This is a genomic window from Streptomyces chryseus, assembly GCF_014650755.1.
Classification (GTDB): Bacteria; Actinomycetota; Actinomycetes; order Streptomycetales; family Streptomycetaceae; genus Streptomyces; species Streptomyces chryseus.
The window spans coordinates 81,510-97,696 of the sequence record NZ_BMVO01000017.1; the positions used below are offsets into that span (position 1 = coordinate 81,510).

13 protein-coding genes are annotated in these 16,187 nt (G+C 71.7%); 10 read left to right on the forward strand and 3 right to left on the reverse strand.

What is annotated here, in order from left to right; all coding sequences use genetic code 11:
* From IE185_RS23115 to IE185_RS23125, 3 genes are all read right to left on the reverse strand, one after another.
* Entirely contained in the window at positions 1-789 is a 789-nt protein-coding gene (locus IE185_RS23115) for a phosphatase (protein WP_138895233.1), read from the reverse strand.
* A 67-nt stretch (positions 790-856) separates the two neighbouring features.
* Positions 857-1,477 carry an SACE_7040 family transcriptional regulator gene (locus tag IE185_RS23120; protein ID WP_138895232.1) on the reverse strand — a complete coding sequence of 207 codons (621 nt, stop codon included), beginning with the start codon at positions 1,475-1,477 and terminating at the stop codon, positions 857-859.
* Positions 1,478-1,499: 22 nt separating this feature from the next.
* Entirely contained in the window at positions 1,500-2,750 is a 1,251-nt protein-coding gene (locus IE185_RS23125) for a DUF418 domain-containing protein (RefSeq protein ID WP_229843648.1), read from the reverse strand.
* 171 nt (positions 2,751-2,921) lie between these two features.
* On the opposite strand from IE185_RS23125, the gene IE185_RS23130 reads away from it, so the two are divergent.
* From IE185_RS23130 to IE185_RS23175, 10 genes are all read left to right on the forward strand, one after another.
* Positions 2,922-4,538: a carboxyl transferase domain-containing protein gene (locus tag IE185_RS23130; RefSeq protein ID WP_138895230.1), complete on the forward strand. Its 1,617-nt coding sequence runs from the start codon at positions 2,922-2,924 to the stop codon at positions 4,536-4,538.
* 13 nt (positions 4,539-4,551) lie between these two features.
* Positions 4,552-6,708, forward strand: coding sequence for an acetyl-CoA carboxylase biotin carboxylase subunit (locus tag IE185_RS23135; RefSeq protein ID WP_138895229.1), 2,157 nt, complete (start codon positions 4,552-4,554; stop codon positions 6,706-6,708).
* Positions 6,705-7,652, forward strand: coding sequence for a hydroxymethylglutaryl-CoA lyase (locus IE185_RS23140; RefSeq protein ID WP_138895228.1), 948 nt, complete (start codon positions 6,705-6,707; stop codon positions 7,650-7,652). The genes IE185_RS23135 and IE185_RS23140 overlap by 4 nt, the downstream gene beginning before the upstream one ends.
* A 2-nt stretch (positions 7,653-7,654) precedes the next feature.
* Positions 7,655-8,815: an acyl-CoA dehydrogenase family protein gene (locus IE185_RS23145; RefSeq protein WP_138895227.1), complete on the forward strand. Its 1,161-nt coding sequence runs from the start codon at positions 7,655-7,657 to the stop codon at positions 8,813-8,815.
* A gap of 263 nt (positions 8,816-9,078) precedes the next feature.
* Positions 9,079-10,101, forward strand: coding sequence for an ABC transporter substrate-binding protein (locus IE185_RS23150; RefSeq protein ID WP_138895226.1), 1,023 nt, complete (start codon positions 9,079-9,081; stop codon positions 10,099-10,101).
* A 2-nt stretch (positions 10,102-10,103) separates the two neighbouring features.
* Positions 10,104-10,970, forward strand: a complete 867-nt coding sequence (locus tag IE185_RS23155) for a siderophore-interacting protein (protein ID WP_138895225.1) — start codon at positions 10,104-10,106, stop codon at positions 10,968-10,970.
* A gap of 160 nt (positions 10,971-11,130) precedes the next feature.
* Positions 11,131-12,591 carry a pyridoxal phosphate-dependent decarboxylase family protein gene (locus IE185_RS23160; RefSeq protein WP_138895224.1) on the forward strand — a complete coding sequence of 487 codons (1,461 nt, stop codon included), beginning with the start codon at positions 11,131-11,133 and terminating at the stop codon, positions 12,589-12,591.
* The gene (locus tag IE185_RS23165) at positions 12,575-13,858 is read left to right on the forward strand and encodes a lysine N(6)-hydroxylase/L-ornithine N(5)-oxygenase family protein (RefSeq protein WP_138895223.1); all 1,284 of its coding nucleotides are present in this window, start codon (positions 12,575-12,577) and stop codon (positions 13,856-13,858) included. Before IE185_RS23160 ends, IE185_RS23165 begins: the two co-directional genes overlap by 17 nt.
* Positions 13,855-14,394 (forward strand): GNAT family N-acetyltransferase, encoded by a 540-nt coding sequence (locus IE185_RS23170; RefSeq protein WP_189715882.1) that lies wholly within the window; start codon positions 13,855-13,857, stop codon positions 14,392-14,394. Before IE185_RS23165 ends, IE185_RS23170 begins: the two co-directional genes overlap by 4 nt.
* The gene (locus IE185_RS23175) at positions 14,391-16,187 is read left to right on the forward strand and encodes an IucA/IucC family protein (protein ID WP_189715884.1); all 1,797 of its coding nucleotides are present in this window, start codon (positions 14,391-14,393) and stop codon (positions 16,185-16,187) included. Before IE185_RS23170 ends, IE185_RS23175 begins: the two co-directional genes overlap by 4 nt.

The window sequence follows — 16,187 nt, forward strand, 5'->3', positions numbered from 1 at the left end:
TCAGGACCCTTCCAACAGGCCCGCCGCGTCCAGCAGGTACGCCGTCATCGGGTCGTAGAAGCGCGGGTCGGTGACGTGGTCGTCGAGCGGGACGGTGACCTGGAGCGTGCCCTCGGCCTCGCCGATGAACAGCGCCGGGTCGTTGCAGTCGGCATAGCCGATCGAGTCGAGTCCGCGCTGCCCCGCACATCCCGCCCAGCCGTGGTCGGCCACGACCAGGTCGGGCAGCGGCCGCCCCTCACGCTCCAGGCCGTCGAGGATCGCCGCCATCGGCTCGGGCGAGTGCGTGTGCCACAGGGTCGCGCCGCGCTCCAGCATCGCGACGTCGGCGAACTGGAACACCATGCCCTCGTCGGCCGTGAGCCCGCCCGGGATCCGTACGATCTCGCACCCCGCGCGGCGCAGCGCGTCCGCCGTCTGCCGGTGCACGTCGAGCAGTCCGCCCGGGTGCCCGGTCGCGAACAGCACCCGCTCGTTGCCGGCGGCGGCCTTGCGCAGCCGCGCCGCCATCCGCTCCAGCGCGTCGACGGTCAGCTCGGGGTCGATGGTGTCCTGGCCCATGCGGTGCTCGGGGTCGTCACTGACACCGCAGCGCTCCGCCATCACGGCGAGGACGTCCTGCTCGTCGGTCCAGCGGTCGCCGAGTTCGAGGCCGAGCCAGTAGTGGCGGTCGCCGTTCGCGAGCTTCCGGTAGTGGGAGAGGTTGTTGTCGCGGGGAGTGGCGACGTCACCCGCGATGCGGGTGCGGGCGAGGTGGTCGACCAGGGCGGCGCGGCTGGGTATCGGCATGCCCCCCATTGTGCCGTCCGCCCGCGTCCTCCGTCCGGCGAAGCCCCCGCCGGGCGTGGCGGCGGCGTCAGGCCGCGCCGCGCGGCGCGAGCGCTCCGAACGCCCCGTGCGCCAGCCGTCGCAGGAGCCCCTCCATCGCCGCCCGTCCCGGCAGTCCGTTGCCGTACGAGCCGAGGTGCGGCGTGGAGTTGAGCAGCCCGAACACGGCGTGCACGGCGGACCGCGCCTCCGCCTCCGGTACGTCGGGGTTCAGCTCCCGTACGACCGTCACCCACAGTTCGACGTACTGGCGCTGGAGCTGACGCACGCGCTTGCGGTCGCTCTCCCTGAGCCGGTCCAGCTCGCGGTCGTGCAGGGTGATCAGCGGCCGGTCGTCGAGCGCGAAGTCGATGTGGCCGTCGATGAGCGAGCCGAGGACGGCCTGCGGGCTGTCGGCCGGCTCGGCGGCGGCGCGCCGCCTGCCGCCGTCCAGCAGCCGTTCGCTGATGCCGACGAGCAGTTCGGCGAGCATCGCGTCCTTCCCCGGGAAGTGGCGGTACAGGCCGGGGCCGCTGATGCCGACCGCGGCGCCTATCTCGTCGACGCCCACGCCGTGGAAGCCCCGCTCGGCAAAGAGGCGGGCGGCCTCCTTGAGGATCTGCTCACGGCGGGTCGGGGCCGCGACGCGGGCGGCGGCGTTGGTGCTCATGAGGCCATTCTAGACCGGCCGGTTAGCGATCGTTAACCTCGTGGGGGCGCACCCGGAGGTGGGTGAAGGCGCGCAGCGCCCATTCCACCGGGCCGAGCCGGTGGCGGCGCAGGAACCGGGCGCTGAGGGCGAGCTGCGCGGCGTACAGGAGGAGCGCGATGCCCAGGGGGGCGGCGATGCCGGCACGGCCGTACAGGCCCAGACCGTACCCGGTGAAGATCAGCGCCATGACCAGCGACTGGGTGAGGTAGTGGGTCAGCGCCATGCGCCCGGCGGGCGCGAGGACCCCGGCCGCCCGGGCCCCGCTCGGCGTCCCGAACCAGAGCAGCAGACCGGCGACGTACGCGGCGCTGAGCGCCGGAGCCGTGACGACACCGCTCATCGCGGCGAGCAGCTCCCAGCGGGCCGGCAGCGGGCCCGCCGCACCGGAGGCCGAGAAGGCGGCGGCGGGCAGGCCCACGCAGAGGCCCGCCACCAGGACGCGGCGCAGGCTCGCCCCGCCCACCCGGGTGAGCCACTGCCGCTTCCCGGCTGAGAGCCCCAGCAGGAAGGCGGCGACGACGAAGCCGCTCATGGTGACCAGGGCGACCACGGCGAGCGGCAGCTGCCCCACGTTCGCGCCCACGACGTCACCGAAGTCGCCCCGGTACGCCGCGGTGAGCTCGGCCGCCTCGTGGGCCGCGGCGGCCTCGGTGGCCGCGTCGTCGGGGCCGGCCAGTGTCCCGAGCACGCCGAGCAGCAGCAGGAGGGAGCCGGCCGAGCCCCACACCCACAGCGCGGCGCGGAACGCCCCCTCGGGGGTGGCCCGGCGGGCGGCGAAGAGGATCAGGCCGAGCAGGGCGTACGTCGTCAGGATGTCGCCGATGTACAGGAACACGGCGTGCAGGGCGCCGAGCGCGAAGAGCCCCAGCAGCCGTCGCGTCGTGCGCGGCCCGAGGCGGGCGCCGGCGCGCTCGGCGGAGGCAGCCTGGAGGGTGAAGCTGTAGCCGAAGAGGAACGAGAAGAGCAGGTAGAACTTGCTCTGGGCGAGGAAGTCGACCAGCCACAGCGCCACGCCGTCGACGGCGGCGGACGGGCGGCCGCCCAGCGCGCCCTGGGTGCCGGCCATGGTCAGGGTGTTGACGAGCAGGATGCCGAGCAGGGCGAAGCCGCGCAGGGCGTCGACCTCCAGGACGCGCCGGCGGGGCTGCGACGGTACGGCAGCCGGGTCCCCTGCGGGCGCCGCTTCCCCTGCCCCCGCGCCTCGTACGGCCGTCTCTCGCAGTGTCGTCACAAGCCCTGTCCCCCGTGTGTGGTCGGGTCGGATCCTGACACGTCCGGATCTTGGAGTCGTCATACCGAAGGAGGAATCCACAGCCCTGGACACGGCGGTTAGCGCTCGTTAACCTGGGAAGCGCGTTAACGCTCATTAACATCACATCGACCGGGCAAGGGGGCTCAGGAGATGCGGCAGGCACCGGTGCTGAACAGCACCGCCGATCCGGCGGCCGAGGCATGGCGGGCCAATGAGACGGCCCACCTGGAGCTCGCGGAAGGGCTGCGCGGGCGGCTGGCCGCGGCGCGGCTCGGCGGCGGTGAGAAGGCGCGAGCCCGGCACACCGCGCGCGGCAAGCTCCTCCCCCGCGACCGGGTGGACGCCCTTCTGGACCCCGGATCGCCCTTCCTGGAGCTCGCCCCGCTGGCGGCCGAGGGGATGTACGGCGGGGCGGCGCCGGCGGCGGGTGTGATCGCCGGGATCGGGCGGGTGAGCGGCCGCGAGGTGGTGATCGTCGCCAACGACGCCACCGTCAAGGGCGGCACGTACTACCCGATGACCGTGAAGAAGCACCTGCGCGCCCAGGAGGTGGCGCTGGAGAACCGGCTGCCCTGCCTGTACCTGGTGGACTCCGGCGGCGCGTTCCTGCCCATGCAGGACGAGGTCTTCCCCGACCGCGAGCACTTCGGACGGATCTTCTACAACCAGGCCCGCATGTCGGGCGCGGGCATCCCGCAGATCGCGGCGGTGCTCGGCTCCTGCACGGCGGGCGGGGCGTACGTTCCGGCGATGAGCGACGAGGCCGTCATCGTGCGGAACCAGGGCACGATCTTCCTGGGCGGTCCGCCGCTGGTGAAGGCCGCCACCGGCGAGGTCGTCACGGCGGAGGAGCTCGGCGGCGGCGAGGTGCACTCCCGTACCTCGGGCGTCACGGACCACCTGGCGGAGGACGACTCCCACGCCCTGCGCATCGTCCGCAACATCGTCGCCACTCTCCCGGAGCGCGGCCCGCTGCCGTGGTCGGTCGAGCCGGTCGAGGAGCCGAAGGTCGATCCCGCCGGGCTGTACGGCGCGGTGCCGGTCGACTCCCGTACGCCCTACGACGTGCGTGAGGTCATCGCGCGTACGGTCGACGGCTCGCGCTTCCAGGAGTTCAAGGCCGAGTTCGGCCAGACGCTGGTCACCGGCTTCGCCCGGATCCACGGGCACCCGGTCGGCATCGTCGCCAACAACGGCATCCTGTTCTCCGAATCCGCCCAGAAGGGCGCGCACTTCATCGAGCTGTGCGACCAGCGCGGCATCCCCCTGCTCTTCCTCCAGAACATCTCGGGCTTCATGGTCGGCAGGGACTACGAGGCGGGCGGGATCGCCAAGCACGGCGCGAAGATGGTGACGGCCGTGGCGTGCACGCGCGTGCCGAAGCTGACGGTCGTCGTCGGCGGGTCGTACGGCGCGGGCAACTACTCGATGTGCGGCCGGGCGTACTCGCCGCGCTTCCTGTGGATGTGGCCCAACGCGAAGATCTCCGTGATGGGCGGCGAGCAGGCGGCGTCGGTGCTGGCGACCGTCAAGCGGGACCAGTTGGAGGCGCGGGGCGAGGAGTGGCCCGCCGCCGAGGAGGAGGCGTTCAAGGCGCCGATCCGCGAGCAGTACGACGCCCAGGGCAACGCCTACTACGCCACGGCCCGGCTGTGGGACGACGGCGTGATCGACCCGCTGGAGACCCGGCAGGTCGTGGGCCTGGCCCTGACGGCCTGCGCCAACGCGCCCCTGACCGAGCCCGCCTTCGGCGTCTTCCGGATGTGAGAGACAGATGACGATGTTCGACACAGTGCTGGTCGCCAATCGCGGCGAGATCGCGGTCCGTGTCATCCGCACGCTGCGGGAGCTGGGCGTGCGCTCGGTGGCCGTGTTCAGCGACGCGGACGCGGACGCCCGTCATGTACGGGAGGCGGACACGGCGGTGCGCATCGGCCCGGCGGCGGCGTCGGCGAGCTACCTCCGTACGGACCGCCTGCTGGAGGCCGCCGCCCGCACCGGCGCGCAGGCCGTCCACCCGGGGTACGGCTTCCTCGCAGAGAACGCCGCGTTCGCGCAGGCGTGCGCGGACGCGGGACTCGCCTTCATCGGCCCGCCCGCCTCGGCGATCGCGCTGATGGGCGACAAGATCCGGGCGAAGGAGACGGTACGGGCGGCGGGCGTGCCGGTGGTGCCCGGCTCGTCCGGCAGCGGTCTGACGGACGAGCAGCTGGCGGCGGCGGCCCGGGAGATCGGCATGCCGGTTCTTCTGAAGCCGTCGGCCGGCGGCGGCGGCAAGGGCATGCGCCTGACGCGGGTGGAGTCGGCGCTGGCCGACGAGATCGCGGCGGCGCGGCGTGAGGCGCTGGCGTCGTTCGGCGACGACACGCTGCTGGTGGAGCGGTGGATCGACCGGCCCCGGCACATCGAGATCCAGGTCCTGGCGGACGCGCACGGCAACGTGGTGCACCTGGGCGAGCGCGAGTGCTCGCTCCAGCGCCGGCACCAGAAGATCATCGAGGAGGCCCCGTCGGTCCTCCTGGACGAGGCGACGCGCGCCGCGATGGGCGAGGCGGCGGTCCAGGCGGCCCGCTCCTGCGGCTACCGGGGCGCGGGCACGGTGGAGTTCATCGTCCCGGGCAACGACCCGTCGTCGTACTACTTCATGGAGATGAACACCCGCCTCCAGGTGGAGCACCCGGTGACGGAGCTGATCACCGGCCTGGACCTGGTGGAGTGGCAGCTGCGGGTGGCGGCCGGTGAGGAACTGCCGTTCACGCAGAAGGACGTCACGCTCACGGGGCACGCGGTGGAGGCCCGCATCTGCGCGGAGGACCCCTCGCGCGGCTTCCTCCCCTCGGGCGGCACGATCCTGGCCCTCCACGAGCCGCAGGGCGACGGCGTGCGCACCGACTCCGGCCTCACCGAGGGCACGGAGGTGGGCAGCCTGTACGACCCGATGCTGTCCAAGGTCATCGCGTACGCCCCGGACCGCGCCACCGCGCTGCGCCGCCTGCGCGCGGCCCTCGCGGACACGGTCACCCTGGGCGTGCTGACGAACGCGGGCTTCCTGCGCCGTCTGCTGGCCCACCCGGACGTGGTGTCGGGCGCGCTGGACACGGGTCTGGTCGAGCGCGACGCGGACACCCTGGTCCCGGAGGGAGTCCCGCCGGAGGTGTACGCGGCGGCGGCGCTGCTGCGGGCCGGGACACCGACGGCCACCGGCGGCTCCGCGCGGTGGACGGACCCCTTCTCGGCGCGCACCGGCTGGCGCCTGGGCGGCACCCCCGCCTGGACCGTCCACCACGCCCGGGTGCCGGGCCACGACCCGGTGGAGATCCGGCTGCGCACCTCGGGGCCGGGCCGGGAGCTCCTGCTCCCCGAAGCGGCGCCCGCGGCCCCGGACCTGGCCGCCGCCGTACCCCTGGAGCCGGCCGCCCCGGGCGGCGCGGGCGCGGCACAGCTGCCGCCCCGGACGCCCGGGAGCCTGCCCCCGCTGGAGACGCCGCTCGCGTCGCCGCCGGCGGGCGGGGACGAACGGCTGCCCGTGCGGGCCCGTGTCGTCACCGCCGACGCGGACACCGTCACCGTCGAACTGGCCGGGGTCACCCACACCTTCCGGCACGCCACCGGCCCGGAGGGCACCTGGCTGAGCCGGGACGGGGACGCCTGGCACGTCCAGGACCACGACCCCGTCGAGGCCGGTCTCACCGGCGCCGGACGCTCCGGCGCCGACACCCTCGCCGCGCCGATGCCCGGCACCGTCACCGTCGTCAAGGTGGCCGTCGGGGACCACGTCGACGCGGGGCAGAGCCTGCTGGTCGTCGAGGCGATGAAGATGGAGCACGTCATCTCCGCCCCGCACGCCGGCACCGTCACCGAACTCGACGTGACCCCGGGCGCCACCGTCGCCATGGACCAGGTCCTGGCCGTGGTCACCCCGCAGGAGGAGTCATGACCGACCTGCCCGAAGGGCTGCCCATGCGGGTCCCGGCGCCGGGCCTGCCGACGCGCGTACGCATCCACGAGGTGGGCGCCCGCGACGGCCTCCAGAACGAGAAGACCGTCGTACCGACCGAGGTGAAGGCCGAGTTCGTCCACCGGCTCGCCGACGCGGGGCTCACCACCGTCGAGGCGACCAGCTTCGTGCACCCCGAGTGGGTGCCCCAGCTGGCGGACGCCGAGGCGCTGTTCCCCCTGCTGCACGACGTGCGCGCCGAACTTCCCGTGCTCGTGCCGAACGCGCGCGGCCTCGACCGCGCCCTCGCCCTCGGCGTGCGCCGGATCGCCGTGTTCGGGAGTGCGACGGAGACGTTCGCCCGCCGCAACCTCAACCGGACCGTCGACGAGTCGCTCGCCATGTTCGAGCCGGTCGTCGCCCGCGCGCGGCAGGACGAGGTCCACGTGCGCGGGTACCTCTCGATGTGCTTCGGCGACCCGTGGGAGGGGGCGGTCCCGGTCGGCCGGGTGGTCGAGGTCGCGAAGGCGCTGCTCGACCTCGGCTGCGACGAGCTGAGCCTCGGCGACACCATCGGCGTGGCCACCCCCGGCCACGTCCGGGCCCTGCTCACCGGCCTCGAAGAAGCCGGAGTGCCGGTGTCCGCCGTCGGCGTGCACTTCCACGACACGTACGGCCAGGCCCTCGCCAACACCCTCGCCGCGCTCCAGCACGGCGTCACCACCGTGGACGCCTCCGCGGGCGGCCTCGGCGGCTGCCCGTACGCGAAGAGCGCCACCGGAAACCTCGCCACCGAAGACCTCGTGTGGATGCTCCACGGCCTCGGCATCGAAACCGGGGTCGACCTCGGCCGGCTCACCGCCACCAGCGTGTGGATGGCCGAACGGCTGGGCCGCCCCAGCCCCTCCCGCACCGTGCGTGCCCTGTCCCACAAGGAGTCGTAGCCATGTCCCTCGACCACCGCCTCACCCCCGAGCACGAAGAACTCCGCCGCACGGTCGAGGAGTTCGCGCACGACGTCGTCGCCCCGAAGATCGGCGACTTCTACGAGCGCCACGAGTTCCCGTACGAGATCGTCCGCGAGATGGGCCGCATGGGCCTGTTCGGTCTGCCCTTCCCCGAGGAGTACGGCGGCATGGGCGGCGACTACCTCGCCCTCGGCATCGCCCTCGAAGAGCTCGCCCGCGTCGACTCCTCCGTGGCCATCACCCTCGAAGCGGGCGTCTCGCTCGGCGCGATGCCCGTCTTCCGCTTCGGCACGGAGGAGCAGAAGCGCGCGTGGCTGCCCCGCCTGTGCTCGGGCGAGATGCTCGGCGCGTTCGGCCTGACCGAGCCGGACTGCGGCTCGGACGCCGGCGGCACGAAGACGACCGCGCGCCGCGAGGGCGACGAGTGGGTCATCAACGGCTCCAAGTGCTTCATCACCAACTCCGGTACGGACATCACGGGCCTGGTCACCGTCACCGCCGTGACCGGCCGCAAGCCCGACGGCAAGCCGGAGATCTCCGCCATCATCGTCCCGTCCGGCACCCCGGGCTTCACCGTCGCCGCGCCGTACTCCAAGGTCGGCTGGAACGCCTCGGACACCCGCGAGCTGTCCTTCTCCGACGTGCGCGTCCCGGTCGGCAACCTCCTCGGCGAAGAGGGGCGGGGTTACGCCCAGTTCCTGCGCATCCTCGACGAGGGCCGCATCGCCATCTCTGCGCTCGCGACCGGCCTGGCCCAGGGCTGCGTCGACGAGTCGGTGACGTACGCCAAGGAGCGGCACACCTTCGGCCGGCCCATCGGCTCCAACCAGGCGATCCAGTTCAAGATCGCCGACATGGAGATGCGCGCCCACATGGCCCGTGTCGGCTGGCGCGACGCGGCGTCACGTCTGGTGCAGGGCGAGCCGTTCAAGAAGGAGGCCGCGCTCGCCAAGCTGTACTCCTCGACGGTCGCGGTGGACAACGCCCGCGAGGCGACCCAGATCCACGGCGGCTACGGCTTCATGAACGAGTACCCGGTGGCCCGGATGTGGCGCGACTCCAAGATCCTGGAGATCGGCGAGGGCACCAGCGAGGTCCAGCGCATGCTGATCGCCCGGGAGCTCGGCCTGACCGGCTGACGTCCGGCTCGACTCCAGCGCCCGGTCCGGCCCCGCACAGCACGACGCGGAGCCGGACCGCGTCATGCCCCGCGCCTCTGCCCCCGAGGCCGTGAGCGCCAACAACCCGCGCGTCCCCGGCACTTCGGCGCGCCGAGCACCACACCCGCCGCCCCTGCGGCCGGTCTCGCGGAACCACCCCCTGGACAACGCATGAGGTTAGGCTAACCTACCCTCGGACTTGTCCCGTGGTGGACCCCGCACGCACGAAAGCAGACACCGTCATGCCTCACGCCCGAGCTTCCCACCTTTCCCGCCGCAGTCTGCTGGCCGTCGGCGGCGCCCTCGGCATCGGCGCCGCGCTGACCGCCTGCGGCGAGACCTCCGCGAAAAGCGAGGACAAGGCGGCGGGGAAGTCGGGCCCGTGGTCCTTCAAGGACGACCGCGGCACGACGGTGAAGAGCCCCGCCACCCCGAAGAACATCGTCGCGTTCACCGGCGTCGCCGCCGCGCTCCACGACTTCGGCGTCGAGGTCAAGGGCGTGTTCGGCCCGACCAAGACCGCCGACGGCAAGCCGGACGTCCAGGCCGGTGACCTCGACGTCAACAAGGTCAAGATCCTCGGCAACGCCTACGACGAGTTCAACGTCGAGGCGTACGTGGGCCTCGACCCGGACCTCCTCGTCACGGCCATGTGGGAGAAGGACAAGCTCTGGTACGTCCCCGAGGCGTCCAGCAAGAAGATTCTCAAGGTCGCCCCGAGCGTCGCCCTGTGGGCCGCGGAGACCACCATCCCCAAGGCGATCCAGCGCCACGCCGACCTTGCGAAGTCCCTCGGCGCCGACGTCGGCGCCAAGAAGATCACCGACGCGAAGGCCCGCTTCGAGAAGGCCGCCGAGCGCCTGCGCCAGGCCGCCAAGGCCAACCCGAAGGTCAAGGTCATGATCGGCTCCGCGAGCCCGGACCTCTTCTACGTCTCCCTCGCGAAGATGTCGGCGGACACGCTGTACTTCCAGGAGCTGGGCGTGAAGTTCGTCGAGCCGAAGGTGGACGCCGCCGGCTTCTTCGAGAGCCTCAGCTGGGAGAACGTCGACAAGTACCAGGCGGACATCATCATGATGGACAACCGGACCGCCGTCCTGCAGCCCTCCGCCCTCAAGGACAAGCCGACCTGGACGCGCCTGCCCGCCGTCAAGGCCGGCCAGGTCGTCCCGCGCACCACGGAGCCGATCTACTCCTACGACAAGTGCGCGCCGATCCTCGAAGACCTCGCCGAGGCCATCGAGAAGGCCAAGAAGGTCGCCTGACCATGCCCCGGGCCGAGACAGCCGAGGAGACCGCCGTCGTCCCGTTCCGCCTCTTCGGCCTGACGGTCGCGCGGACGCGGCGGCTCAGCACCTCCATGCTCCGGGTGACGTTCGCGGGTGAGGACCTGCGCGGCTTCGCCTCCGGGGGCCGCGACCAGAGCCTGTCGTTGTTCCTGCCGCGCCCCGGACAGCCGGAGCCGGTGCTTCCGCCGGAGACCGAGCCGGACTGGTTCGGGGCGTACCGCGCGCTGCCCGACAACGTGCGCGCGGTCATGCGCTCGTACACGCTGCGCGAGCAGCGCCGCGCCGCCGACGGGGCGGACGCGGACGAGGTGGACATCGACTTCGCCCTGCACGGCGACGGCGGGCCCGCGAGCCGCTGGGCGGCGCAGGCGGGGCCGGGCGACCGTGTCGTGATCCTCGGCCCCGCCGTCGAGGACAACACCGCCGTGCGCTTCCGCCCGCCCCAGGACACCGAGTGGGTCCTGATGTGGGCGGACGAGACGGCGCTGCCGGCCGCCGCGGCCGCCCTGGAGTGGCTGCCCGCGGGCATGAAGGCGAAGGTCTGGATCGAGGTCCAGCACGCCGACGACCGCCTGGAGCTGACCACGCCGGCCGACGCGGACGTCACCTGGCTGGTACGGGACGAGAACGCGCCCACTCCCCTGGAGGCAGTGGGCGCGGCGGAGTTGCCCGAGGGCACGCCGTACACGTGGATCGCCGGGGAGTCCTCCTGCGTACGGGCGCTGCGCCGCCACCTCGTCCAGGAGCGGAACTTCGACCGCAAGCGCGTGACGTTCGTGGGGTACTGGCGTCGCGGACTGAGCGAGGAGCAGCTCCGCGAGCGCGCCGAAGAGGAAGAGGCGTAGGCCCCGGCCGGCGCCTTAGCACAACAGCCGTGACCCGTGGGGGGCGAGGGGTCGTTGCGAGCAGAACTAAGGTTAGGCTAACCTAAGTTCGACATCGCGCCCTCGCCCCCCTCTCCTGTCCTGAGGGCACGTTGAAATCCCGTACCCGGGAGGACAGTTCATGCGCTCACACCTGCTCAATGACACAACCGCCGAGCGGTACCGCCGGACCGCCACCGCCGCGGTCGAGCGGGTGGCGGACAAACTCGCCGCGACCGACCGGCCGTTCACCGGCATCACCCCGGAGCAGCTCGCCCCGGCCTTCGACGCGATCGACCTCGACCGGCCGCTCGGTGACACCGCCGCCGCCCTCGACGAGCTCGAATCGGTCTACCTGCGGGACGCGGTCTACTTCCACCACCCGCGCTACCTCGCGCACCTCAACTGCCCGGTCGTCATACCGGCCGTCGCCGCCGAGGCCGTCCTCTCCGCCGTGAACTCCTCCCTGGACACCTGGGACCAGAGCGCGGGCGCCACCCTCATCGAGCGCCGCCTCGTCGACTGGACCGCCCACCGCATCGGCTTCGGCGCCGGCCCCGATGCCGTGACCAACGCCGACGGTGTCTTCACCAGCGGCGGCTCCCAGTCCAACCTCCAGGCGCTGCTCCTCGCCCGCGAGGAGGCCAAGACCCGGGACCTGGCGAAACTGCGCGTCTTCGCCTCCGAGTGCGGCCACTTCAGCGTCCAGAAGTCCGCGAAACTCCTCGGCCTCCCACCCGAGGCCGTCATCGCGATCCCCTGCGACGGCGACAAGCGCATGCAGACCGTGGCCCTCGCCCGCGAGCTGGCCCGCTGCACGAGCGAGGGCCTGGTCCCGATGGCCGTCGTCGCCACCGCCGGCACCACCGACTTCGGCTCCATCGACCCGCTGCCCGAGATAGCCGAGCTGTGCGAGCTGTACGGCGCCTGGATGCACGTCGACGCGGCGTACGGATGCGGCCTGCTGGCCTCCCGGACCCGCCGCCACCTCCTCGACGGCATCGAGCACGCCGACTCCGTCACCGTGGACTACCACAAGTCGTTCTTCCAGCCGGTGAGTTCGAGCGCGCTGCTGGTCCGCGACGGCGCCGCCCTGCGCCACGCGACGTACCACGCCGACTACCTCAACCCGCGCCGGATGGTCGAGGAGCGCATCCCCAACCAGGTCGACAAGTCCCTCCAGACCACCCGCCGCTTCGACGCCCTCAAGCTGTGGATGACCCTGCGCACCATGGGCGCCGACGGCATCGGCGAGCTCTTCGACGAGGTCTGCGACCTGGCCGCCGACGGCTGGCAGCTGCTCGCCGCCGACCCGCGCTACGACGTCGTCGTCCGGCCCTCGCTCTCCACCCTCGTCTTCCGCTACATCCCCGCCGACGTCACCAGCCCCGCGGTGATCGACCACGCCAACCTGTACGCCCGCAAGGCGCTGTTCGCCTCCGGCGACGCCGTGGTGGCCGGGACCAAGGTCGGCGGCAAGCACTACCTGAAGTTCACCCTTCTCAACCCCGAGACGACGCTGACCGACATCGCGGCCGTCCTCGACCTCATCGCCGGCCACGCCGAGCAGTACCTGGGAGAGTCCCTTGTCCACGCCTCTTGAGCCCCTCGCGCCTCTTGATTTCATCGGTATCGGACTCGGTCCGTTCAACCTCGGCCTCGCCTGCCTGACCGAGCCGATCGACGAGCTCGACGGTCTCTTCCTGGAGACGAAGCCCACCTTCGAGTGGCACGCCGGCATGTTCCTCGAAGGCGCCCACCTCCAGACGCCGTTCATGTCGGACCTGGTCACTATGGCCGACCCGACCTCGCCGTACTCCTTCCTCCAGTACCTGAAGGAGTCGGGACGGCTGTACTCCTTCTACATCCGCGAGAACTTCTATCCGCTGCGGACCGAGTACAACGACTACTGCCGCTGGGCCGCCGCCAAGCTGAGCAACATCCGCTTCAACCAGACGGTCGCCGCGGTCGAGTACGACGCCGAGTCCGAGCTGTACGTCGTCCGCACCCAGGACACCACCTACCGCGCCCGCCACGTGGTCCTGGGCACCGGCACCCCGCCCTACATCCCGGACGCCTGCCAGGGCCTCGGCGGTGACTTCATCCACAACTCGCGCTACGTGCAGAGCAAAGAGGCGCTCCAGGCGAAGAAGTCCATCACCCTGGTCGGCAGCGGCCAGAGCGCGGCCGAGATCTTCTACGATCTCCTCTCCGAGATCGACGTCCACGGCTACCAGCTGAACTGGGTCACCCGCTCGCCCCGCTTCTTCCCGCTGGAGTACACGAAGCTCACGCTGGAGATGACGTCGCCGGAGTACGTCGACTACTTCCACGCGCTCCCGGAGGCGACGCGCTACCGCCTGGAGTCCCAGCAGAAGAACCTCTTCAAGGGCATCGACTCCGAGCTGATCGACGCGATCTTCGACCTGCTCTACCAGAAGAGCCTCAAGGGCCCCGTCCCCACCCGCCTGCTCACCAACTCCTCGCTCAACAGCGCGAGCCACGACGCCGGGAGCGGCACGTACACCCTCGGGCTGCGCCAGGAGGAGCAGGGCAAGGACTTCGAGCTGAGCACGGAGGGCCTGGTCCTCGCCACCGGCTACCGCTACCGGACGCCCGCCTTCCTGGAGGGCGTGCGGGATCGCATCCGCTGGGACGGCCAGGGCCGCTTCGACGTGGCCCGCAACTACAGCATCGACATGACCGGACGCGGCATCTTCCTCCAGAACGCCGCCGTCCACACCCACAGCATCACCTCGCCCGACCTGGGCATGAGCGCGTACCGCAACGCCTACATCATCGGTGAGCTGCTGGGCTCCGAGTACTACCCGGTCGAGAAGGCCATCGCTTTCCAGGAGTTCGCGATATGAGCACGCCGCAGTTCACGATCCGCCCCCTCGACCCCTTCGCCGACGCACAGCTGCTGCACGGCTGGGTGACCCACCCCAAGGCCGCGTACTGGATGATGCAGGACGCGTCGCTGCCGGACGTCGAGCGCGAGTACATGGCGATATCCGCCGCCGAGCACCACGACGCCTTCATCGGTGAGCACGAGGGCAGGCCGGTCTTCCTCATGGAGCGGTACGACCCGGCCCACGTCGAGCTCGTGGGCCTGTTCGACGCCCAGCCCGGCGACGTCGGGATGCACTTCCTGGTCGCGCCGACCGACACGCCCGTCCACGGCTTCACCCGCGCCGTGATCACCGCGGTGATGCGGACGCTGTTCGACGACCCGGCCACCCGCCGCGTGATCGTCGAGCCCGACGTGCGCAACACCGCCGTCCACCGCCTGAACGAGGCCGTCGGCTTCGAGATCGTCGAGAAGATCGCCAAGCCGGAGAAGGACGCCTACCTGAGCGTCTGCACCCGCGAGAGCTTCGACGCCGCCGTGGGAGCCGCCCTGTGACCTCCGCCGCCCCGGCCCCCGCCGACTCCGTCGCCCACCTCACCCCCGAGCGCTGGGCCCACGCGAGCCGCCTGCTCGTGCGCAAGGCCCTCGCCGAGTTCTCCCACGAGCGCCTGCTCACCCCGGACCCCCTCGGCGACGACCGGTACGCGGTCCGCTCCGACGACGGCGCGACCGAGTACCGCTTCGCCGCCCGCCGCCACGCGCTCGACCACTGGCAGGTCTTCGCCGAGTCCATCACCCGCCACCGGGACGGCGCCGAGATCCCCCTCGACGCGCTGGAATTCTTCATCGAGCTGCGCGGGGCGCTCGGCCTGAGCGCGGAGATCCTGCCCGTCTACCTGGAGGAGATCAGCTCCACCCTCTCCGGTACGGCGTACAAGCTGACCAAGACGCCCGTCACCGCCGCCGCCCTCAGCCGCTCCGGCTTCCAGGCCATCGAGACCGGCATGACGGAGGGCCACCCCTGCTTCGTCGCCAACAACGGCCGCCTCGGCTTCGGCATCGACGAGTACCGGGCGTACGCCCCCGAGGCCGCCACCCCCGTGCGGATGATCTGGCTGGCCGCCCGCCGCGACCACGCGACCTTCACGGCCGGCGCGGGACTCGACTACGAGAGCTTCGTACGGGAGGAACTGGGCGAGGCCACCGTCGACCGGTTCGCGGCGCGGCTGGCCGGCCTCGGCCTCGACCTGGCGGACTACTACTTCATCCCGGTCCACCCGTGGCAGTGGTGGAACAAGCTGTCCGTCACCTTCTCCGCCGAGGTCGCCCAGCAGCGCCTCGTCTGCCTCGGCGAGGGAGACGACACGTACCTCGCCCAGCAGTCGATCCGTACCTTCTTCAACACCAGCGACCCGTCGAAGCACTACGTCAAGACGGCCCTGTCCGTCATCAACATGGGCTTCATGCGCGGACTCTCCGCCGCGTACATGGAGGCCACGCCCGCCATCAACGACTGGCTGGCCCACCTCATCGCGAGCGACGACACCTTCGGCGCGACCGGTCTGACGATCATCCGCGAGCGCGCGGCCATCGGCTACCACCACCGCCAGTACGAGGCCGCCACCGCCAAGGGATCCCCGTACCTGAAGATGCTCGCCGCGCTGTGGCGCGAGAGCCCCGTCCCGTCGCTCGCGCCCGGCGAGCGCCTGGCCACCATGGCGTCGCTGCTGCACACCGACCACGACGGCCGGTCCTTCGCGAGCGCCCTGATCGCCGAGTCGGGCCTCGAACCCGCGAACTGGCTGCGCCACTACCTCCACGCGTACCTCACGCCGCTGCTGCACAGCTTCTACAAGTACGACCTGGTCTTCATGCCGCACGGCGAGAACGTCATCCTCGCCGTCGAGGACGGCGTCGTGACCCGCGCGATCTTCAAGGACATCGCCGAGGAGATCTGCGTGATGGACCCGGACGCGGTGCTGCCGCCCGCCGTCGAGCGGGTGCGCGCCGAGGTCCCGGAGGACATGAAGCTGCTGTCGCTGTTCACCGACGTCTTCGACTGCTTCTTCCGCTTCCTCGGCGCCACGCTCGTCACCGACGGCGTCCTCGACGAGGAGACGTTCTGGCGGGCGGTCGCCGAGTGCGTCGCCGACTACCAGCAGGCGCACCCGGAGCTCGCGGACAAGTTCAAGCAGTACGACATGTTCGCGCCCGAGTTCGCGCTGTCCTGCCTGAACCGGCTCCAGCTGCGCAACAACAAGCAGATGGTCGACCTCCAGGACCCGGCAGGCGCGCTCCAGCTCGTCGGCACCCTCGCCAACCCGATCGCGCGGTACGCACCCGCCTGA

Coding starts and splice junctions, on each gene's coding strand:
- IE185_RS23115 (WP_138895233.1), bottom strand. CDS start 789: ATGCCGATACCCAGCCGCGCCGCCCTGGTCGACCACCTCGCCCGCACC.
- IE185_RS23120 (WP_138895232.1), bottom strand. CDS start 1,477: ATGAGCACCAACGCCGCCGCCCGCGTCGCGGCCCCGACCCGCCGTGAG.
- IE185_RS23130 (WP_138895230.1), top strand. CDS start 2,922: ATGCGGCAGGCACCGGTGCTGAACAGCACCGCCGATCCGGCGGCCGAG.
- IE185_RS23135 (WP_138895229.1), top strand. CDS start 4,552: ATGTTCGACACAGTGCTGGTCGCCAATCGCGGCGAGATCGCGGTCCGT.
- IE185_RS23140 (WP_138895228.1), top strand. CDS start 6,705: ATGACCGACCTGCCCGAAGGGCTGCCCATGCGGGTCCCGGCGCCGGGC.
- IE185_RS23145 (WP_138895227.1), top strand. CDS start 7,655: ATGTCCCTCGACCACCGCCTCACCCCCGAGCACGAAGAACTCCGCCGC.
- IE185_RS23150 (WP_138895226.1), top strand. CDS start 9,079: ATGCCTCACGCCCGAGCTTCCCACCTTTCCCGCCGCAGTCTGCTGGCC.
- IE185_RS23155 (WP_138895225.1), top strand. CDS start 10,104: ATGCCCCGGGCCGAGACAGCCGAGGAGACCGCCGTCGTCCCGTTCCGC.
- IE185_RS23160 (WP_138895224.1), top strand. CDS start 11,131: ATGCGCTCACACCTGCTCAATGACACAACCGCCGAGCGGTACCGCCGG.
- IE185_RS23170 (WP_189715882.1), top strand. CDS start 13,855: ATGAGCACGCCGCAGTTCACGATCCGCCCCCTCGACCCCTTCGCCGAC.